The following is a 19,451-nucleotide window of genomic DNA, read 5'->3' on the forward strand; positions in this document are numbered from 1 at the left end:
CGTTATTTTTTTATTCTTATTTTTAATACGAATTGCAGGGTTATATCAAGATTTCTTTCGATATGTTTTAAGAACATGAATAGTTACTTGAGATGGTATGTACAGCATTATCTCAAGTAACTACGTCTATTGGTTCGGCTGTGCGACGTTGGCAGAATTAACTAACGAGTTTGAGTTTGTTTTCGAGGTCTTCCATTGAAGCCCACTCAACGCAGTTGGTAGGGGGATTCGAATCATGGTTTATCAGTGAAAGCAATAAGCATTCAACAATTTCAAATTTCTTCGGATCTTCAGAAATTGCCTTGAGGGCGTGATAAGGTTTTTCACTATCTGTAAACTCTCCAAAGTAAGCCCGTTCAAAATTGGGAAGAGAGGCCAACAGTCGTACTTTTATTTGCTCCGGGTGGTTATTTAAAGCCGCTAATATGTTAGGATTGTTGCCCCATGCGGGATTAGCCTTGTCTCCCTTTTTTGTTAGCGGAGTATCGCTATCATGCAACACGGAATAGCTCGTACCGAAATGATTGAGAATCTTTATCAATGAAACAATAGTCGCCTTTCCTCGTGCCCGGATAATATGGATGTCTTTATATTCTAAAGGCTTTTGAGCTTTAATATAATTGAACGCAGTATATTCGGTATCGCCCTCAACGATAATTACCTTTCCCCCAAAAAAGAATTCAGCAACGTAGGGGTCGCATATGTTCATCAGTTTCAGATTCTTCTTGTCATCTTCGTCTAACTTCACTTTATCGGGCCTAAAAACCGTTGTGCCCTGGATATCACCCTGATGGTTTCTTTCCACCTTTACTATGGTTGTATTATTTCTGGAAAAATCGATAAATATAGGGCAATGCGTGGTAACCATGACTTGCCACTTGCCAGTGGCTGGCAGATCATAGAGCACGTTGCAACAGTCACGAATAGCCGTTGGATGAAGGCATATCTCAGGCTCATCAAGCAACAATAAGTGCGGTCTTTCAATATCGCTTTTTTTCTCCTTTTGATTGTTTTCCGAAATAAACTTTAGCGCTGTCCATAAGAGAGTTCTTCTGGCTCCGCTTCCTTGTCGGTCCACTGTGCTTAGGTAGCCATCGGCGGGTCCCATTAATAACTGCGGATCTGCCTTAAACAGGCTAATGGTCTTATCCAAGTCATCTTCGGGCTTTGCGTCGAAATCTATCTTATAGTTAGGGAACACCTTATTTACCAGGTTGGTCAACTCCTGGTTTACTTCATTAATCTGCTCTTGGGTCTCCGCCAGTATCTTCTTTTGCAACTGCTTTACTTTACCCAAAAGCTGATGATACTCATTTTCCTCATCACCCGGTTGAGCGCTGAGGTTTTTTACACGATCCTTTAACCCTTTCATAAGCAGTTCTTTGATCGCTTTAGATTGAAGGTCTGGCGACTCAAAAGCGTCAACCCTGTGTGGTTCAGGCCGCCTTGAATTCGCTACGTTTGGCGCTCCCCACGGCACGTTAGAACTCCAGGTATCTTCCGCGACATGCCACCCCTCCCTTATAGGCTGCTTGTCTTCGCCGCTCCAAATCCACCGTTCCTTAACCAGCTTCTCCCCGGATGGCAGGACCTCGATCCATTTTTCATTGGGGCTATTATCATAAACAATGGTGTCAAGTTGTATTTCCGGCAGATTGTGCGAATCAATTACGCCGTTGGGGAAATCCTCTTTTCTCAGCTTAGCCTTATCCGAGCCCTGGGACATGGCAAGTTCGTACGCCTTTAAGATCGAACTCTTTCCAGCGTTGTTTGAGCCTACAAGCACAACAATCTCATCGAGATCAATTAGGACAGGATTCGGCCCGATGCACCTAAAGTTTTTTATGGATAATCTTACCAAACGAGGTTTGGGCACGTTAGGGTCTGTGGAAACAAGAGAGTGTTCAGCTTCAGCTTCTTTTTTAGGTTTGGCCATTGTGATAAATTTAGTTAGTAAATGTAGTATAGTTTTCTCATTGAACAAAGGCAACATTTAATAGGTGCCCGCGCTTATGATAAGTGGCAAAAAACGTAATTCGCTGTTGCACTTCAACGTCGGTACTACGGCAGACCGCTTCGCTTTGAAAAGAAAAAGGGTCTATCCGGCGCCGAAAGGTAATACTCCTGCGTTGTCTGATTGCCGATTGTAATAGCCGATTGGGAATTGTAGTGCGGTGAGATATATTGTTGAGATATATTAATATTCAGTAATTTAGTTCACGCTAAATATATAGCTTTATAGCACCAATCGACTTAATATATTTTAATGGAATTATTAAAAATTTACTTCACTGTTGAAAAGAATCTCGCAATCAGCGACATATTAAAACAAATGATAAGTAACAAGCTAACGGGCACATACAATAAGGATAGGAGCGGTTACTTGGCTAATGCTAATACTGCCATCAACGCGGACGAGGACATTCGCTCACAAATTAAGGAGATTTTAAAGAAAGACAAACACTCATATGAAACAGTGAGTTTCAAGGCGAATATAACCGTAGCAAATAATAATGAGAGCTGGTACATAGATTTTCCACAACATAATTTTGAAGTCAAAATAAAAGCAAAGTCGATAGTATATCACTGCTTAAAGGTCATTGATGGGAGTACTTTTGTCGGTTTTGATCCTTCTAATAATGAAATCCTTACGTTAAAGAAAGACAGTTCGGAGAAAGTATATTTTTTTGAAGCTAAAGTTTAATATTTCAAAAAATGGCAAAAGATCAATCCAAAAAACAAGCTGAGGCCACAAAAGCAGTCGCGGAGCTGCCAAAGGCTTTGAACATACCGACAGCTACTTACAGAACAGGTAAAAAACAATGCACATATAAGGGATGTACAATCAACTAATGCAATTTTTCCGACTTCAAAACTCCGTCCACCAATAGTGTTGAATTGATTATTTCTTTCCCGTCTTCAGAGAGGATAACTATAACTTCAGGGGATATAAGACTATCTTTATATATGTTGTCTACTTTATTTCTCCAATCGGACTCGAAACCGTCGATGTCTATGTTTTTTAGATCTGCATCGATTTTATTACCCCTAACGCCTTGATAGGTAAATTTTATGTTTTGCATGATTTTATAATTAGCAATAGATATAAATAATTTTCGTCACAGGCTATTTAATAGTCGCCATTAAGCAGCTTAACTGAAGTGCAACCCCACTGCATTCGCGGCAGGTTAACGATGGCTTGGCAATCGTTGACTACCCTTTTTTCGGCCCCGGCTTTACCACATTTGGCTTTGCGACCGCTGTGGGCAGCTTCTGCTGGCCGTTCTTAACTTCCACTGCCGGGTAAATCATCTTGACTTCTTTCTTCATTATCTGGTTGTTTTGTTTTTGCTTGTTCAATGATTACTTTGTCCTTTGGAAAGCACAGGTATATTTTCGGAACGTCGTACAGTTCCTTGTATTCCTTGTCCTTGAAATACCTGTAAACGGTAACTTCATTTAGCACAATTTCCTTGAACTCGTCACTTTCAGAGAACGACTGCACTGCACCGCAGTAAACGATTTCGTTGGGAATGTCTTTGACGTACACCCACGATAGGCAATTCTCGTTCAGAAAGTTGGAATAGAGGTTCTCGTCTCCATACTTGTTAGATATCCTGTATCTGATCGCGTACTTATTCAACAGGTTGTGATGACTTATATATACTGTAGCCATCGAAATTGCGAAAGCGGCAATACTCGCGCAAATAATCTCTTCATACGGAATCACCTTGCTATCTGACAGGTCCCTGAATGCGTGGAGCGTCTGGTAGTCCCACGAATCTCGCCATATTAAGTTGTGTCCGAAAACGGCAACAACATATAGCGTCTGTACCGTAAGGTAGGAAAATATCCCTTCCGTTATTGCTATAAGCACGAACATAAAGTCTGAGCGTTCCTTATGCTTAACGGTAAGCCTGCGATAGAGTAATGCAGCTACAAGTCCGGGAAATAGCAGCGCGATAAGCTTGAGGGTCAGGGCGGACATATCCATTTTTTTATTTCGATAACCCAAATCTAAAAAAATTAGTAATTTAGTTGCTAATAAACTTATCAACAGGCACGTTAAAAATAAACAACATGAATCCAATCTACATATCCTCCGCCCTTAACATTCTGTTTGTCGCCGCCTTCATGCTTGACCGAGTGTTTCGACTCAGGTCTATAAGCGAGTACAAGGATGCAAAAGCCGAAATTATCAAGTCCAAGGAGGCACAGATAGAGAGCCTTAAGCAGCAGCTTGAAATAGAAAGGAAGAACAACGACCTCGAGGTCACCGAGATGCACAAGAAGCGGTACGAGAACGTGAAGCTCATCCTAGACGAGAAGCAGGCGGAAAACGACAAGAACAAGGAGGCCTTGCTTGGACTACAGGCGTCCTTGGAAACAGCGATGAAAGAAACCGAGCTCAAGAAGAATTTGGGAGAAATGCTCCTCGCTGAACTCAACCGTGTTGAGCGAGTGAACCACACGTTGGAAACCGAGAAGAGGCTCCTTCAACAAAATTCTAACCTTAGTTTCGTCGGAAATCTGCCGTCCTTTAGGCACAGTTCATTCAATATTCAAGAGGAATACTACAAGAGCAACGAATAGTCATGATCACGCTCCTCCCCAGATATCGTTCTTTTTAAAATTGGTAATATATCACTATATCAGCTACCTAATCTACCGAGAATTTTAGCAACAAAAATACTTGAATCGGCCGGTTAGTTTTCTGTGAGCTTACCGTGCCATATTTCTTTCATTAACTGAACCAATGCTTATCTTCTTAAACTTCGGCTGATTGATAATCTGGAATTGGCGGCAAGCCTGTGATGCTTGAATAATGTTTATGCAATCGTTGTTGAAACTGATTTTGTATATATTTTTTATGTTCAGAAGCCTTTTGTTTGAATCGTAAAACTAATTTTGAGTTTGTTGGCTTTAGTTTTTTTATATTAATGTCGACGTAGACGATTTTGAACCAACGAGGATTTAATGTGATATCGGATTCAATAAACTGCTCCAAATATTCAGATGAATTTTCTCTAAGTGAAAGATTATAGGCTATGCAATACCTAATGATGTCGTTATAGGCTACTGGATTTTCTATGATATCTGACCATATGCTTTTTAAGGTACCACCAAACTGACTTGAATCAATAAACTCATTAAAAAAGCTCCTCGACCACAGGACGACATCCAAAAGCGTTTTGTTTCTTAGAGTTATTATCTCAGAACCGATAAAAGCTCCTATAATTATGGAAATCATCCCTTCAAAAACTTTCAATATGGAGATTATGGTCTTTTTTCGATTTTCATTGTCCCACAAGTGTACGGCTTTAAGTACCTTTGTGGTATTAACGATATAGTTCATTTTATCTTCGAATGATACCGGAAAGACATCAAGTTTCAAGACTTCTTTCAGCACATTAGAATCAGCCGGCGTTTTGCCAGCATAAAAAATGTTAGAATTAAGCCACCAATCTTGCAGAAAATTTTCTATGAGCAACGGCTCGTCCTTGGTTGTTAAAATTGATGCTGCTAAGTATTCTTGTAATGTTAAATGAAAGAACTTCAGGGTACCGTCTGTTTTATCCCTTACTAATAAGCTCGACCGATCGCAGAGATTGTCTAAAAACTCTTTTGGGTTAGCCAAAATGTCTATTGGTCTTGTTTTCTTTAAATTTGACAGAAATTCCTCGATCTCGTCTTCTGTAAAGGACACCTTGTTATTTTTTTGAAGATACTCAGCTAACTGCCGAATGACATATTCCTTTTCAGCAAATTTATATTGTTCCGATATTCCCTTACCTTTGTCCCATTTGTTTAAAAAAAGATCAATGAACTTCGAGTAAAGTTCAGTAATATTCTTAGGTAACTCTTTAGTGTCTATTCTCTCTTCTTTCAAAAGAATTGCGAGTAAGATGGTTGTTAAAGGCGTCTTTGGAAAGGAGTTTAATAACTCGCTATTTTTTATCAAGTGCACAAATTTTCGGGCTTGGCTAGGATCGGAAAGTATTTTGTTTCCTATTTGCACCATCTCGTTGTAATTCAACGGAAGTAACTCGAATTTCTCGAAATGAGTTTCAATCTTCTCATGAATCGACAAAAAATCTATTGATCTGGAAGTGAGGACAACTTGGCATTTTTGCTGCTCCGAAGCGAGCAAAATCTCTTTTATGATGCATTGTCTTGTATTATCGTCGTTAACTTCGTCTAAGCCGTCTAGCAAGATAAGAACTTCATTTTGGGTCGTCCAGTCAAATTGCTTTTGCGTCACTCTTAAATAGTAATCATTGATTATTGATGTGAGGTTGAATATGCAACCCTTACTTGTTTTATTCAACTCAAAATAAAACAGGTAACCATTTGGCTTCAGTTTAAGGAACTCTTTACCTAAATTTTTTAAAATTGTAGTTTTGCCTGAGGTTGCTATTCCATGCAATAGAAAGGGCCTTTTAGCAGTTAGAATACTGCTTAATTCTGGAAGCAATTTGATTGATACGGATAATTCCTTGTCTTCGACATATTTTCTGCGCTCTTCAAACATTTCCCGAGATTTGGTTCTTACGTTGATTCGGAAATCTTCAATAGCATTTATAGGAATGCCGTAGTCTGCTTCTAGAAACTTAATTGTATTGTTATCTTTTAGCTTTTCGATAATGTCAGCCTTTTGAACAGAATGCGAGACATCTTCAACTTCTGAGTCAGCGATTAGATTTTGTAAGTTGCTTGTCTCTATAAGCTCAGCAATGTTACTTCCTTCAAAGAACTTAACGACATTTTCGCCGTTTTGAATAGTTTCGGCGATCAATGCTCGGGTGTTATCCTTGAAGATTCCTGTTACAATGACAAAAACTTTTGTAACCTTTACTTTTCCGAACTGATGATGGTCGTACGGCTTGGCCAGTGACTCGCTTACTTGACGCTGGATATCGCCGTAAATGCTTTGCGTGGCGTCCCCTTTTTTTACAACACATGAATACCAAATCTTTTCTTTGAACTTATCCTCTTCAAAAAAAACGAGGTCTTTCCCGAACTCCTGAGTGCCATGTGTTATCTTAACTTCTCGGTAATTCATCGCATCAAATAGCTGCGAAAGAAGTACACGATACTCTGTCTCCGTTATATTGCGAATCTTATCCTTTATCTTCTTGCGCAGAGACATCTGATCCATGTTTGTTTAAATAAATTTAGGGATTAAAAAATCAAATAACGTGAATATATTCTCTTTAATCCAAAATATTATATAATTATTAATGCCCATTGATTTATCTTAATAAACGTCACAGTAATAAAAAATAGGCTAAAAGCTACTATATTTTTATCGACAAGATAATAAAGCGGAGTGACAACTCCGCTTTATTTAGCTTATTCCTATGTATTTTCCTTTTGTAGCTTCCGCACCCTCTGCCGCTCTTCGTAGATGTGCGCTGCCAGCACGGCCTCGTACAGCTTCCTGTGATAGGAGTGGTTGGTGGCCACTCCCTTGCTGTACAGGGCGGCGAGCTGCTGTGGGTACGCCTCCCTTGCGAACCTGACCATCTCGTCCGTCGAGCGGAGCAGTAGCGTTCCCTTGATCTCGATCTTGGTGGTGAGGTCAAAGGTGCAGTAGTATTCCTTCGCCAGCGCCTCGGTGCGGCGCATAAGGCGGCGTACCTCCTTGCTTAGCCCCGACTTGGAAGGTATCTTTACGATCACGTCCGTGACCGGATACCGCTTCAAGTACTGCCGGTAGCGGTTGAGAATTTTCTTCAACTTCTTGTCAGACCAGAGAGCCGGATAGTCGTGTACGTGCATTTCGATCAACTTTCCGTCCTGCAATATGCACACCCCGGTGCGCGAGGTGCCGATACTAATCCCAAATATGGTCATTGGTGTTGTAGATCGAGTTGGTAACAATATTGGTGAACAGCCGGGCGCGCGTGGTGCGCACGCTGTGTCCTGGCAATGCCAGGACGTGCATCAGCGTCGCCACTAGGAACTCGCGGGGGTACTTCTTCGCGCATGCCAGATAGAACGCGAGGGACTTCTGGTCGTTAAGCGCGTCCGAGAGTTCGTGCGCCAGCTGAAGCTCCTTCGGCGTGTACATGTTGCTTTTTATTTTGTTTTTCATAATGAGCAGTTGATTGGCTTGTAAGGTGCCGACTTTGATCGTTCGTTTCGAAAAAATTTTTGTGATTTTTCGTTTCGAACGTTATTTTTCTTTCAAAACTCGGGCGCGGCAAAAGAGCGTGTCCGTGCAGGGGGCAATTAGGAAATATTCTGTTGTGGCAGTGCGCTCGTCAGGGCAATGCTTAGAGGATAAGAAGGTGTAAGTCTATCTGCGCGACATATTCGGGATAGAGTTCGGCAGGGGTCTTGCAGTAGAGCATGCACAGCTTAATGAGATTCGTGCCGTTGGGCATCGTGTGTTCGTTTTCCCACGCGCAGAGCGCGTTTGAGTTGCTGTATCCAAGCAGGCGCGCCACTTGCAGTTGCGTAAAGCCCGCGTTCTGGCGAGTTACTCGTAACCTATTCGGAAATGGTCTTGTCTTGTAACTCACTACAATACGATAGCAACTATGACATATGAAAAAATAGTATCGGCATTTCACGGTCGACCCTTAAACACGCAACGAAGTAATTGTACCAAACGGAGGTTTCTGATTTTCGAAGAAACTGTTGATAAACGCTTCGGGCGTTCAAATGAAGATTGCATTAACACATACTTATTACAAACTAAAAACAGAATTAACACGTATATTTGACATTCAAGCAGGCACCTCGCCTGCATTGTGATAAGGTTTAGGTTTACAAGAGCCGGGTGCGAGACTTCGGCTCTTGTTATTTATACTGTCTTAATACTAACCATGAACGACATCGAAAAACAACACTTGTTTGAACAATTTGGCAAAAAGCTGACGTATGAAAGAGAGCAGCGCGGCTACAGCCTGCAAGAGTTTTCCACTATGACGGGCATCAAACCTCTCAAGTTGAGAAACATTGAGCAGGGAGCAATTCATACCCGGTTAGATGCTTTGGTTGCCATAATGCAAGTGCTCGATATGACAGCCTCTGAACTCTTGGGGGAGATTCCGGATAATAAGGGCGACGGCAATTCCGAAAAGCAAAACACCCGAATCGGGTAATAGCGCATTGTGCCGTCAACTTGCCCAGCCCTCTCTATCCAAACTCCTAAAGTGAATGGCCTCAGCCAAATGCTCCATCTTGATGTCCTCGCTCCCGGCCAAGTCGGCAATGGTGCGGGACACCTTGAGAATGCGGTCATAGGCGCGGGCGGAAAGGCCGAGCTTTTCCATTGCTTTTTTAAGCAGGTTTTGTCCGGCCTCGCTTATCTTGCAGATACTGCGCACCATTTGCGGGCTCATCTGGGCGTTGGCATGCAGGTCAGGCTTGTTGCCAAAACGCTCTATCTGGATATCCCTGGCTTTAATTACCCGCTCCCGGATTTGGGCGCTTTCCTCGGACAGACGGTCGGACGACAGTTCGGCAAAGTTTACCGGTGTCACTTCCACGTGGAGGTCGATGCGGTCAAGCAGCGGCCCCGAAATCTTGCTCAGGTATTTTTGCACCATGCCCGGAGGGCACGAGCATTCCCGGTCCGGGTGATTATGAAACCCGCACGGACACGGATTCATGCTTGCTACCAGCATCACGCTTGCCGGATAGTCGACTGAAAACTTGGCTCGCGAAATGGTCACCCGCCGTTCCTCGAGCGGCTGGCGCATCACCTCAAGCGCACTGCGCTTAAATTCGGGCAGCTCGTCAAGAAACAGCACACCGTTGTGGGCAAGTGATATTTCGCCCGGCTGGGGATTGCTTCCGCCGCCGACTAAGGCCACGTCCGAAATGGTATGGTGCGGAGAGCGGAACGGGCGGATGGTAACTAACGCATCGGATGCAGCCAGTTTCCCGGCCACCGAATGTATTTTGGTAGTTTCCAATGATTCGTGAAGACTGAGCGGCGGCAAGATAGAGGGCAACCGCTTGGCAAGCATCGTCTTTCCGGCACCCGGTGGGCCAATAAGGATAACATTGTGGCCTCCGGCTGCGGCTATCTCCAATGCCCGCTTGATATTTTCCTGCCCCCGCACGTCGCTGAAATCGCTGTCGTAACTGCCCAGGCTGTTGTAAAACTCGTCTCGGGTATTTACCACTGTTTGCTCCAGTTGTGCCGTGCCGTTAAAGAACCCGGCGACTTCCTTTATCGTCTCGACACCGTACACGGCGAGGCCGTTTACGATGGCAGCCTCACGCGCATTCTGCTTCGGCAGAATGAATCCCGCAAAGCCTTCCCTGCGCGCCTGAATGGCAATCGGCAACGCTCCTTTGATAGGTTGCAACCCGCCGTCAAGCGACAGTTCGCCCATGATGACATATTTTTCCAATTGCTCCGATTCCAACTGTCCCGATGCGGCAAGCACCGCGGTGGCTATGGTGAGGTCATAGGCGGAGCCTTCCTTTTTGATGTCGGCCGGAGCCATATTGACCACTACCTGCTGCCGGGGCATCTTGAAGCTACAGTTGCGCAGCGCCGAATCAATGCGAAAATAGCTTTCCTTGATCGCCACATCGGGCAATCCAACAATAAAATACTTGGTACCGGGCGCGATGTTGACCTCCACGGTGATGGTGATCGCCTCTATCCCGAATACTGCGCTGCCGTAAGTTTTAACTAACACAATGATGAGGTTTAATTGCGCACAAGATAGATTTTTTTTGCGATTTGAAGCGCGGTGGAGCAGACCAATTAGGATGCTTCATATTCCTGTACCCAGGTCGACCGTGAAGCGCAAATGCATATCAAAAAAACACCCCTATGAGGGGTGTTGAGGTAGGCAATTGGGCAATTGTTGCCATACGGTTTCGATCAGTTGTCTTGTGCTTGGGTACGCCACCGGCTTCCCGTACTCCCATCGCTTGACCGCATCAACGGACACTGCTAAACGACTTGCGCACTGCTTGAAGTTAAGTCCATAACAGTGTCGTATCTGTTTCAACTTTCCTGCGAGACTATCGGTTTCGTGGTCAAAAGGGTAATAGTCGAGAAAGGAAATAATCGCGGGATAGTGGTGCACTTGTGGTTGAGACCGCTCGTTTTCCCAGTATGTTAGCGTGTCCTCGGAAATGCCAAACTGTGCGGCAACCTGCTTCTGCAACAGCCCGCCTTCAATTCGCCTTTTCCTGATGTGTTCGCCGATAGTCTTCGGGTTTGGATTGTATTGGGGAACATTAGGTTTTTTCACTATTTTACGGGATGGAAGAAACGTTCTCACAGGGATGCCCCTGCGGCTATTACAACCATCCCGAAAAAGAATGTATTTGCCCGCCGGGAATGGTGCAAAAATACCTGAGCAAAATATCCGGCCCGTTGTTGGACAGAATCGACCTGCATGTGGAGGTTACCCCGGTTAATTTCAACGAACTATCGTCAGACAGGCTGGCCGAAAAAAGTGAAAACATCCGAGAACGCGTAATCAAAGCCCGCGAAATTCAGATAGAACGCTTTGGCAACCGCCCCGATTTACATGCCAACGCCCAAATGAGCCCCCAGATGGTACGCGACTTGTGCAAAATAGATGCCGCCGGCCAAACCCTCCTGAAAAAAGCCATGGAAAAGCTTGGCCTGAGCGCCCGCGCCTATGACCGCATCCTGAAAGTGGCCCGCACCATTGCCGACCTTGCCGCCAGCGAAGAAATTAAACTGGAACACCTGGCCGAGGCTATTCATTTCAGGAGTTTGGATAGAGAGGGCTGGGCTGGGTAATTATAGTTAAAACAGAGGCTTAAGGTAAAATAGTCTATATTGTAGATATCAAACTGCGCGGGTTAATCTTCATTAATGCTTTATATCTGATATGCGGTTTGGAAATTATTTTGCTTCTCCTTAAAAAAAACAGGAAAGCAACTGGCGTGTATATTGGATGTTTTCTTTATATTAGACGCCAAAACCGAACCTTATTGACCTGCGCTCAACTCAATCAATCAAACTTTTTAATCAAAATGAAAAAACTATCAATTCTGTCTTTGCTTTTAATGCTGTGCATTACATTTAGCTATGCGCAAAGTAAAAAAGTAGCTGTGGTTACTTTTTATGCTGTGAAGAAAATTGGCGTTGCCGATTTTGGCTCAGCTGCTACCATTGCTGTTTCTAAACTTGTTGACGATCCTAATTTTAACATGTCACCACTTCTGGTGAATTTTCATGATCAATTTTTTAACACCTATTCAAAAGAATTTCCTTTTGAGCTTTTGCCAGAGACGCAGGTGATTACTAATGCCGACTATAAAGCATTTACCCCGGCGGGCGAAGCAACAGGCGGGGTTTTGAAAGACAATTATAATATAGCTATTGAAGGCTATAAAGTGGTACTACCTTTAATGGGGCATAGCAACGAAGATGCTTTGCTTAAGATATTTAGCCAGGCCGATGGCGTTATGAAAGTTTATATTGATTTTGACCTGGTTAAAATTGGTTTTGGCGGAATGGGTGTAGTTAAAGTTAATGCCCATGCCAATATTGCACTGTTCAATAAAGCAGGAGATAAAGTGTTTTCTATCAAAGAAGACGCAAAATCAAAAGGTGGGAGCGCGCTTATTGGCGGTGTACCTGTTTTGACTGCTGAAAAAATATTGCCAATGTGCGAAAGTGCATTGACAGAACTGATGAACGCGCTGCAAAAAGATTTACCTAAGATGGTAAAAAAGTCCGATTCGAAATTGTAAGGTATTATCGCTGCTTTTAACAGCAAGCTATTTAAATTTACTATCACTGTGGCAAAGTCTCAATTCGAAAGATTTGAGACTTTTTATTACATTTATATCACCTCACTAGCAGGTAATGAAACTTCGGACCACTTTGTACAATTAAGAATACTAATACCTCACTTCGATTGCTCAATCAGTTGCTTGGCTATTTCTATTTTGGCATCGACAAGCTTGCCGGCGATAGTTGGGTCGGCAAGCATTACATCTTCGTCGTCTATTTCAATACTGTTTAGTATGGCCAGGGATGTACCTACTGTACTTGTTTTTTGCAGGTTGGTGGTATAATCAAGCGCCTGTTTTAAAGTAGAGTTGTATATGGCTAAAAATGTGCCGCCAATTAACTGGGTAATTATGCCTGCCGATGTTGACAAAATGGATACCAACGATGTGTTTTTATCGGTGCTATCGCCGCTGATAGCCTTACCAATGCCCCAAAATATCAGTATAAAACCGATGACCATTACAATAACGCTCAGTATAAAAGTCCAGGTATTTTGTTCCAGGTTACGGCGGTAGTAGGTATCAAGGGTAGTTTGGGCCGATACCCAGCTCAGCCTGATATCCTTTGGGTTATTACTGGCATTTAGCTGAGCCCTGGCGCGTTCGGCTTTGTCGCGCTCCAGACTTATCCGGTACCCGGTTATCAACAGCAAAAAAATGTCGACACCTAAAAATACCGCAATTGGCGTTGCCCATGGCGACCACCAATTACCGCCGGTTATAAACTGGCTGAGGCCATACTTGTTAAAAAAGGATTTTGATACCGTATTTTGCACCCTATCGGTCAATTCATTGGGATTATAGCCTGCCGTATCTGAAAGTTTGCTTAAACTTTCAATCACCTGCTTATCATTATCCATGCGGATAACGCTATCTGTTGTCATAAAGCGGTCTATCGGTATTGCCATGTAGCCGCCGTGAGCCATTTCATGCGTCATATCTGTACGTACGCTATCAATATATTGGGGCGTGAGCTTTTTGTTAAGATGCCTGGCAAGTACCTTGTTTGTAGACAAAATAAGGTCTATTGACCTCGATTTTTCAAAAATATAGTTCACCCTGAAATAAGAGGCCAGCAGATAAAATACGATACCCAATATAATCGTAAGCATTTGTATCCGGTAAGCCATCCGCATGTATTGAAGTACCGACCTTACAGGCTTGGTGGACTGTTGTATTGAGGGGGCGTTAAGTGGTTGGGCCATGAGCTGTGAAGATTAGGTATACTTGTAACGAAATGGGCTGTTTAAAGGTACATTTTTTTGTTCAACAATAATCATAACAAATTGTAACAGAGGATATAAATAAACGAAAGTGATTTTATCCCACCCTTGAGCGCGATAAAAAATCGTTCGCAAATCATCAAAGCACAATCATCGGCCAGCCTGTTGATATATCGCCTTGTCATCCTAAAAAACAACAAAGCCCCGCAATATTTCTATTGACGGGGCCTCTCCCCTATTTATTAACCTAACGGCCAATTTCTTTTAATGACAGCGCACGCTAAATTTAGCAGTGATGTTTAGGGTATTGCTGCCTGCATCATAAATAGCCGAGCCATTTATACCGCTTGCAGACGGTAAAGTGAAGTTTCGCGGCGCCATGGTAAACACCGATGTTTGGTACCATACGTAGCTATTGTAAGCGTACATGTAATATTGATCGCCGTTAAATAATTTAATGCTATACCTGCCATTGCTGCCTGTAATACCTGCGCCAAAAGCATATTGGATAACGCCCCGGTTTACGTAGGCGTAAGTCCATGCGTTTTGATTGAGCCGCGCTGCACCAACATCGTAAAGGAAAAACCAGCCTGAAGGTAACAAGTTGATGTTTTTATTGCTGCAATAGCCCTGCATATTAAGGGTAACATTGATGAGCGAAGGCGTAGCCGGGCTACCAAAACTCAAATCGACAGAACCCTGGCTGCATGGGTTAAACAGGCCGGTTTGTGCAAGTATGGGCAGCCGCGGGTTAAGGTATAAGTTAAAGCTGCTGATAACAACCTTGCATTGCGCAATGCTGGGCACATATGGAAATACTACTACATCGCCATCGTGTACAAATTCGCCATGGGCGCCGGCCAGGTATTGGTTGTTGGGTGTAACAATGGTTACATCATAAATACCGCTGTTGCCCGCCCCGCAGTGAATGCGCACGGTTAGCGGCGTAAAACAGGTGCCGTATGGATGCCCGGCCACCGCCCAACTCCAATCAAGGTTAAAGCAGCACAGATGCGAGGTTTCAAAATTGGCAATAAGGTTGCCGCTGCTATCATTAGTTATAGTTACATCGCCTTCGCTTTTCCATTGCCCGGTTTCTTCGGTAAGGCTCCATAGCGGCACGGTGTCGCCGGCTTTAATATTATTGCCGGTAATAAAGTTTGTGGTGTTAGGATCCAGCTTCATACTCACCTGTATAGGCTGCGAAAAATGCCTTACCTGTGTACCGGCAGCCGACATTTTAATGGACAATAAACCCGCCGACACAAAGTTGATGGCATTGCCGCCATTAACCTGGTTGCCCGCCTTATCTATCACATTGGTAGGGCTAAAACCTCCGGGAAAGGCTCCGTATGAAGTTGTAGAAACGGCGCTGAAATCAACAATATTGGATGTTAACGCCGATGCGTTTATAGCCGAGCCATCTGCATCAAGCATTTCTGTGCCGGGTAAAATTTTAATCTGTGCCGTTTCAACCATGCCCGACCGTTGCGGCAGGTTAAGGGTTGCCCCGGCAGATACGCCGTTGGATAAGGGTGTGGTAGTTGCCAAAACAGATGTACCTGCTGGTGGGTTGGCATATTCAACCACGCCAACATCAACAATTTTTGCACTATCTTTTGTAATGGTAACGGTTTGCACTATGGGCGCATACCCTGGGATATCGGCCGATACATTGAATGTTACCGGCGACGAAGGAGAGGGAGCAGCGTTGGCGGTAAGCGATAAAGGTAAAAAGCCATGCGAGGCCTTAAAATCGCTGGTCGATCCACCGTCCATTTGTACCAGTGCTGCATCTCTGCCGGTTATTTTAACATCAAAATCGCCGGGCTGATTAGTGGAATTTGCATTAGCGTTGGCAAAACGTAATAACACAGGCGCTTTGGTAAGCGTGGTTTCGTTAATGGTGAGTGCTATGCCTTCATTGGGTTTCCGGCAGCTATTCAGGGTTAGTACCAGTACCATGCACGCAATCATTAAAAAAATATTAATAAGCGCACTACCCTGTTTTGCCGGGTTAATTTGTGAGTGGAGTTTAAAGGTGTTTTTCATGATGATATTTTATCTGATTCGTAAATTAAAATTGAGCTGAACAACAGGCATCCAACGATAGCCCTGCATATTTTTATTGAATTGTATATTATTGGCGTCGTTATCTGATAGTAGCTTTGTGCCCGTAAACGAAGTGCCTGGCCTGGATAGGTAATATGTACCAACATCAAGGTTTACATTTAAAAGCCGGCCCGGAAATCCTTTAAAAAGGGCGATGCCCAGGTAAGGCGCAACACCTTTCCACGTAACATCGGCCTGCAGCACACCAATCTGATCTTTGGTGAGCGATTGGCTCCCGATGTTATAACCACCAGATGGTGTAATAACGGCAGTTGCCTTACCTTGTGTAATATATGAGGCACCGCCTACCAGCCGGAAGCTATTGGTATTAAAAGGCGAATAATCGGCCAGCAAATGAACATTAGAGAAACTGGTTGAAAACTGCCCCTGTACCGGGAAACCGAAAAACTGGAAGCCCCTGTTTGCATTTATCGGGATGATACCAAAGCCAAGCCGGCCGGATAATTTTGGCAAAAAACCATATTTCACATCGGCGCCTATGCCCTGGCTGCCAACAAGTACCTGTAAGGATATGGGCGAAACAAACTGCGCGGTATTGCCGCTGCCGGTTTCCGTTTTGGTGTTACTTTGCTGTGCATAGGCAACAATGTAAAAAAACATGGTTAAAAGAGTGGAGATAAAGGTTTTCATTGGTATTGGGTTTAATAGGTGTTTTTATTTTGTCGGGTAAGCGCCGTGATGCATATCAGCATTATTGCTATTGTTACAAGGATATATTCCATGGCTTTGGGGTTTAACGTATTAGTTGTTTGTGTATCTTGTACCGTTTGTTAAGGCTACAACAGTGCTGCTTTCCGGTGCAATTATTAGTTGTTTTTAACGATACAATTTTATGGGGTGGCGGCAAGGCGTGCAATACAAAGCTGTTTGTATTTTTTGCGGCGGTAATAAAACATAGGTTTACAAGTAATTAGTACGATGGAAATGACAACTGAAAAACTATCAGTGATCATAGCAGATGATCATACATTATTTATAAACGGGCTCAGCATGTTATTGCAAAATGAGCCGGATATTGAGATCATGAATACGGCGGCAAATGGGAAAGAGGTGTTGGGGTTGCTGCATACTCATACGCCCACGCTGGTATTGCTTGATATTAACATGCCGGGCATTAATGGCTTCGAGGTGCTTAAACGGATAAAGTCTTACTATCCCAAAATAAAGGTGGTAATGCTATCTACCTATAACGAACAACACCTTATTGAAAAAGCAAAGGCCACCGGCGCCGATGGTTACCTGTTTAAAAATGCCGAAAAAGAGGAGCTATTGAGGGTAATGCGGCAAGTAGCCCAGGGGCAGCAATGCTTTCCGTACAAACCGCCGGTTGTTAACTCCACATTTGATGACGCCGACCCTTTTTTAAAGCAATTTCAGCTTACGAAAAGAGAAACCGAATTGCTGCAATTTATCAAGCAGGACTATACCAACCAGCAAATGGCCAATCACCTGCACTTAAGCATTTATACTGTTGAAACACACCGCAAAAACATCATGCAAAAACTGAATCTGAAAAACCCGGTGGAACTTACGAAGTTTATATTGCAGTATAATTTGTAAAGGGGGGTAAGTTTGCAGGTAAAGTGACAGCATCATAAGCGGGTTGGGGAAATTTCGGGATATGGTGAATGCACACGGATGTTAACGGTTATCTTTTAAACTGCTGTTGAAGCAAAATAACCCGCCGGCATTTTTTAAATGCTGGTTTTCATTCATCCCTAAAACCCATCAAACACAAAATTTTCTTTAATCAGCGGTTTGCGGGGCAGCATATCGGGGCGGGTGGCGGTTTGGTATACAAACGAGGCCACAATGATGGCAGCTTGTTTAAGGTCGTCAATTATCAGGTGGTCATAATCGTCCAGGTTGCTGTGATGAGTGCGGGTTTCGTAATCAATAGGATCCTGCACAAACTGAAAACCGGGGATGCCCGCCCAATCGAAACTGAGGTGGTCTGTTGAGCCAGTGTTGCTCATAGTTACGGTTTGGGCACCCAGATCGGCAAATGGCTTAAACCATTCCGTAAATATGGGTTTTACAGCCTGGTTATTTTGGGCATAAATACCCCTTATTTTGCCGGTGCCGTTATCAAGGTTAAAATAGGCTGATACTTTTGCTTGTTCGGGTTTTAGGGCGAATGTTGTACCATCCATAAAATGTTTTTTTGCATAATTAAAAGAACCTAACAAGCCCTGTTCTTCACCGCTCCAAAGGGCTATACGGATGGTTCGTTTAGGTTTAAGTCCCAATGAATCCAGCAATCTCACGGCCTCCATCATCACAATACAGCCGGCGGCGTTATCAGTGGCACCCGTGGCGGCCTGCCATGAATCAAGATGGCCGCCAAGCATTACCAGCTGGGGTTTCAGTTTAGCATCGGTGCCAGGAATTTCGGCAACCACGTTGTAGCCTTTGGGATCATCGGTTGTGAGGTTGCCGCTGATATTTAAAGCCAATTCTACTTTGTGGCCGGATAGGATGAGCCTTTTTATTTTTTGCCCGTCTTCGGCCGACATGGTTACTTTGGGTACGGTTTCGGCCGCGGTTGTTTTGTAACCGCCATAACCCTGCACAACCACGGTTCCGTTATGGTTATTGCTGCCGGTAGTAATGTGGGCCAGCGCACCGGATGATTTAAGCAATTCATCAACCTTCGCAAAAATTTTGAAGTAGCCTTTATACATCTGTATCGTCGATTTATCAATCATGTAGGCATCTTTAAGATTAGCCAGGGCAGTATCTGCCAATCGGGTTGCCGATGGTTCAAATCTTTCGGCGCTACTGGCGGCACCGCCGGTTACCAACACAAATTTGCCTTTAAAATCGGCTGCATGGCTGGCCAGGTAAGCGGTATCCATGGCGTTTGCAGGTGTAAGCAGTATTACCTGCCCCTGCTGTAAGCCTTTGGTATTAGCGCTCCATGGGCCTGGATATGCCCGTACAGATTGCACATACGGAGCACGCATTGATATGCTAAAATCCTGCACCTCCCATTGCTTGCCAAATTCGCCCCAGGGCTCCATTTTAGCATTGGTTAAGCCCCATTTTTTCATAGTTTCAACAGCCCAGGTGGCGGCCCGCTTGTAGCCGGGCGAATTGGTGAGCCTTGGCCCCGAAACATCTGTAAGGTAATGCGCAATTTGCGGAATTTGGGAACTGTTAAGCTCGGCGTTCCTGATTTTACGGAAGGCCGCTGTATCAATGGTTTCCTGCTGCGCATAAGTTGCCGTGCAGGCAAAAAGGCTAAGGCTCAGTATCGTTTTAAAGCTGAAGTATTTCATAATGTGGAAGTGATAGTTAAAAGTAGAGATTTTTTTGATGATATGAATGCCGGATTAAATT

The 19,451-nt window shown here is 43.8% G+C and carries 18 protein-coding genes and 1 pseudogene; 6 read left to right on the top strand and 13 right to left on the bottom strand.

Features of this window, described 5'->3' with window-relative positions; genetic code table 11:
* Positions 1-157: 157 nt before the first annotated feature.
* A complete protein-coding gene (locus ACFGVS_RS19095) occupies positions 158-1,936 on the bottom strand; it encodes an ATP-dependent nuclease (RefSeq protein WP_439695175.1) in 1,779 nt (592 codons plus the stop codon).
* A 330-nt stretch (positions 1,937-2,266) separates the two neighbouring features.
* On the opposite strand from ACFGVS_RS19095, the gene ACFGVS_RS19100 reads away from it, so the two are divergent.
* Complete coding sequence (locus ACFGVS_RS19100) at positions 2,267-2,704, top strand: hypothetical protein (RefSeq protein WP_439695176.1); 438 nt, start codon at positions 2,267-2,269, stop codon at positions 2,702-2,704.
* A gap of 145 nt (positions 2,705-2,849) precedes the next feature.
* On the opposite strand, the gene ACFGVS_RS19105 is transcribed toward ACFGVS_RS19100, so the two are convergent.
* On the bottom strand, positions 2,850-3,083 hold the full coding sequence (locus tag ACFGVS_RS19105; RefSeq protein WP_439695177.1) for a hypothetical protein: 234 nt from the start codon (positions 3,081-3,083) through the stop codon (positions 2,850-2,852).
* A 203-nt stretch (positions 3,084-3,286) separates the two neighbouring features.
* A complete protein-coding gene (locus ACFGVS_RS19110) occupies positions 3,287-3,994 on the bottom strand; it encodes a hypothetical protein (RefSeq protein ID WP_439695178.1) in 708 nt (235 codons plus the stop codon).
* 86 nt (positions 3,995-4,080) lie between these two features.
* Between ACFGVS_RS19110 and ACFGVS_RS19115 the strand changes: the two genes are divergently transcribed.
* The gene (locus tag ACFGVS_RS19115) at positions 4,081-4,593 is read left to right on the top strand and encodes a hypothetical protein (RefSeq protein ID WP_439695179.1); all 513 of its coding nucleotides are present in this window, start codon (positions 4,081-4,083) and stop codon (positions 4,591-4,593) included.
* Positions 4,594-4,768: 175 nt separating this feature from the next.
* Here ACFGVS_RS19115 and ACFGVS_RS19120 read toward each other — a convergent pair whose 3' ends face one another.
* The 4 genes from ACFGVS_RS19120 to ACFGVS_RS19135 all read right to left on the bottom strand — a co-directional run bounded on the left by ACFGVS_RS19120 (position 4,769) and on the right by ACFGVS_RS19135 (position 8,579).
* Positions 4,769-7,159, bottom strand: coding sequence for an NACHT domain-containing protein (locus ACFGVS_RS19120; protein WP_439695180.1), 2,391 nt, complete (start codon positions 7,157-7,159; stop codon positions 4,769-4,771).
* A gap of 200 nt (positions 7,160-7,359) precedes the next feature.
* Complete coding sequence (locus ACFGVS_RS19125) at positions 7,360-7,857, bottom strand: hypothetical protein (protein ID WP_439695181.1); 498 nt, start codon at positions 7,855-7,857, stop codon at positions 7,360-7,362.
* Positions 7,838-8,098 carry a hypothetical protein gene (locus ACFGVS_RS19130; protein ID WP_439695182.1) on the bottom strand — a complete coding sequence of 87 codons (261 nt, stop codon included), beginning with the start codon at positions 8,096-8,098 and terminating at the stop codon, positions 7,838-7,840. Before ACFGVS_RS19130 ends, ACFGVS_RS19125 begins: the two co-directional genes overlap by 20 nt.
* A 181-nt stretch (positions 8,099-8,279) precedes the next feature.
* Positions 8,280-8,579 (bottom strand): helix-turn-helix transcriptional regulator, encoded by a 300-nt coding sequence (locus ACFGVS_RS19135; RefSeq protein ID WP_439695183.1) that lies wholly within the window; start codon positions 8,577-8,579, stop codon positions 8,280-8,282.
* Between the two features lie 255 nt (positions 8,580-8,834).
* On the opposite strand from ACFGVS_RS19135, the gene ACFGVS_RS19140 reads away from it, so the two are divergent.
* A complete protein-coding gene (locus ACFGVS_RS19140) occupies positions 8,835-9,113 on the top strand; it encodes a helix-turn-helix domain-containing protein (protein WP_439695184.1) in 279 nt (92 codons plus the stop codon).
* Between the two features lie 15 nt (positions 9,114-9,128).
* Here the strand turns inward: ACFGVS_RS19140 and ACFGVS_RS19145 are convergent, their stop codons facing one another.
* Positions 9,129-10,667, bottom strand: coding sequence for a YifB family Mg chelatase-like AAA ATPase (locus ACFGVS_RS19145; RefSeq protein WP_439695185.1), 1,539 nt, complete (start codon positions 10,665-10,667; stop codon positions 9,129-9,131).
* Between the two features lie 135 nt (positions 10,668-10,802).
* Positions 10,803-11,231, bottom strand: a complete 429-nt coding sequence (locus ACFGVS_RS19150) for a helix-turn-helix domain-containing protein (RefSeq protein ID WP_439695186.1) — start codon at positions 11,229-11,231, stop codon at positions 10,803-10,805.
* 35 nt (positions 11,232-11,266) lie between these two features.
* Here ACFGVS_RS19150 and ACFGVS_RS19155 point away from each other — a divergent pair.
* Both ACFGVS_RS19155 and ACFGVS_RS19160 read left to right on the top strand, forming a co-directional pair.
* Positions 11,267-11,752: pseudogene (locus tag ACFGVS_RS19155) on the top strand (ATP-binding protein); the annotation flags it as partial.
* Positions 11,753-11,850: 98 nt separating this feature from the next.
* Positions 11,851-12,711 carry a hypothetical protein gene (locus ACFGVS_RS19160; RefSeq protein WP_439695187.1) on the top strand — a complete coding sequence of 287 codons (861 nt, stop codon included), beginning with the start codon at positions 11,851-11,853 and terminating at the stop codon, positions 12,709-12,711.
* A 158-nt stretch (positions 12,712-12,869) separates the two neighbouring features.
* On the opposite strand, the gene ACFGVS_RS19165 is transcribed toward ACFGVS_RS19160, so the two are convergent.
* The 3 genes from ACFGVS_RS19165 to ACFGVS_RS19175 form a co-directional block, all read right to left on the bottom strand.
* Positions 12,870-13,958, bottom strand: coding sequence for a TRADD-N-associated membrane domain-containing protein (locus ACFGVS_RS19165; RefSeq protein WP_439695188.1), 1,089 nt, complete (start codon positions 13,956-13,958; stop codon positions 12,870-12,872).
* A gap of 282 nt (positions 13,959-14,240) precedes the next feature.
* On the bottom strand, positions 14,241-16,028 hold the full coding sequence (locus ACFGVS_RS19170; RefSeq protein ID WP_439695189.1) for a hypothetical protein: 1,788 nt from the start codon (positions 16,026-16,028) through the stop codon (positions 14,241-14,243).
* Positions 16,029-16,037: 9 nt separating this feature from the next.
* Positions 16,038-16,739: a hypothetical protein gene (locus tag ACFGVS_RS19175; protein ID WP_439695190.1), complete on the bottom strand. Its 702-nt coding sequence runs from the start codon at positions 16,737-16,739 to the stop codon at positions 16,038-16,040.
* 288 nt (positions 16,740-17,027) lie between these two features.
* On the opposite strand from ACFGVS_RS19175, the gene ACFGVS_RS19180 reads away from it, so the two are divergent.
* The gene (locus ACFGVS_RS19180; protein WP_090651525.1) at positions 17,028-17,669 is read left to right on the top strand and encodes a response regulator; all 642 of its coding nucleotides are present in this window, start codon (positions 17,028-17,030) and stop codon (positions 17,667-17,669) included.
* Between the two features lie 158 nt (positions 17,670-17,827).
* Here ACFGVS_RS19180 and ACFGVS_RS19185 read toward each other — a convergent pair whose 3' ends face one another.
* Entirely contained in the window at positions 17,828-19,390 is a 1,563-nt protein-coding gene (locus ACFGVS_RS19185) for a M20/M25/M40 family metallo-hydrolase (protein ID WP_439695191.1), read from the bottom strand.
* Between the last annotated feature and the right edge of the window lie 61 nt (positions 19,391-19,451).

The sequence above is a fragment of the Mucilaginibacter sediminis genome, from assembly GCF_051903035.1.
GTDB lineage: Bacteria > Bacteroidota > Bacteroidia > Sphingobacteriales > Sphingobacteriaceae > Mucilaginibacter.

What these genes read in the sequence shown, in the direction of transcription:
- ACFGVS_RS19095 (WP_439695175.1), bottom strand. Translation starts at nt 1,936, where the DNA reads ATGGCCAAACCTAAAAAAGAAGCTGAAGCTGAACACTCTCTTGTTTCC.
- ACFGVS_RS19100 (WP_439695176.1), top strand. Translation starts at nt 2,267, where the DNA reads ATGGAATTATTAAAAATTTACTTCACTGTTGAAAAGAATCTCGCAATC.
- ACFGVS_RS19105 (WP_439695177.1), bottom strand. Translation starts at nt 3,083, where the DNA reads ATGCAAAACATAAAATTTACCTATCAAGGCGTTAGGGGTAATAAAATC.
- ACFGVS_RS19110 (WP_439695178.1), bottom strand. Translation starts at nt 3,994, where the DNA reads ATGGATATGTCCGCCCTGACCCTCAAGCTTATCGCGCTGCTATTTCCC.
- ACFGVS_RS19115 (WP_439695179.1), top strand. Translation starts at nt 4,081, where the DNA reads ATGAATCCAATCTACATATCCTCCGCCCTTAACATTCTGTTTGTCGCC.
- ACFGVS_RS19120 (WP_439695180.1), bottom strand. Translation starts at nt 7,159, where the DNA reads ATGGATCAGATGTCTCTGCGCAAGAAGATAAAGGATAAGATTCGCAAT.
- ACFGVS_RS19125 (WP_439695181.1), bottom strand. Translation starts at nt 7,857, where the DNA reads ATGACCATATTTGGGATTAGTATCGGCACCTCGCGCACCGGGGTGTGC.
- ACFGVS_RS19130 (WP_439695182.1), bottom strand. Translation starts at nt 8,098, where the DNA reads ATGAAAAACAAAATAAAAAGCAACATGTACACGCCGAAGGAGCTTCAG.
- ACFGVS_RS19140 (WP_439695184.1), top strand. Translation starts at nt 8,835, where the DNA reads ATGAACGACATCGAAAAACAACACTTGTTTGAACAATTTGGCAAAAAG.
- ACFGVS_RS19165 (WP_439695188.1), bottom strand. Translation starts at nt 13,958, where the DNA reads ATGGCCCAACCACTTAACGCCCCCTCAATACAACAGTCCACCAAGCCT.
- ACFGVS_RS19170 (WP_439695189.1), bottom strand. Translation starts at nt 16,028, where the DNA reads ATGAAAAACACCTTTAAACTCCACTCACAAATTAACCCGGCAAAACAG.
- ACFGVS_RS19175 (WP_439695190.1), bottom strand. Translation starts at nt 16,739, where the DNA reads ATGAAAACCTTTATCTCCACTCTTTTAACCATGTTTTTTTACATTGTT.
- ACFGVS_RS19180 (WP_090651525.1), top strand. Translation starts at nt 17,028, where the DNA reads ATGGAAATGACAACTGAAAAACTATCAGTGATCATAGCAGATGATCAT.
- ACFGVS_RS19185 (WP_439695191.1), bottom strand. Translation starts at nt 19,390, where the DNA reads ATGAAATACTTCAGCTTTAAAACGATACTGAGCCTTAGCCTTTTTGCC.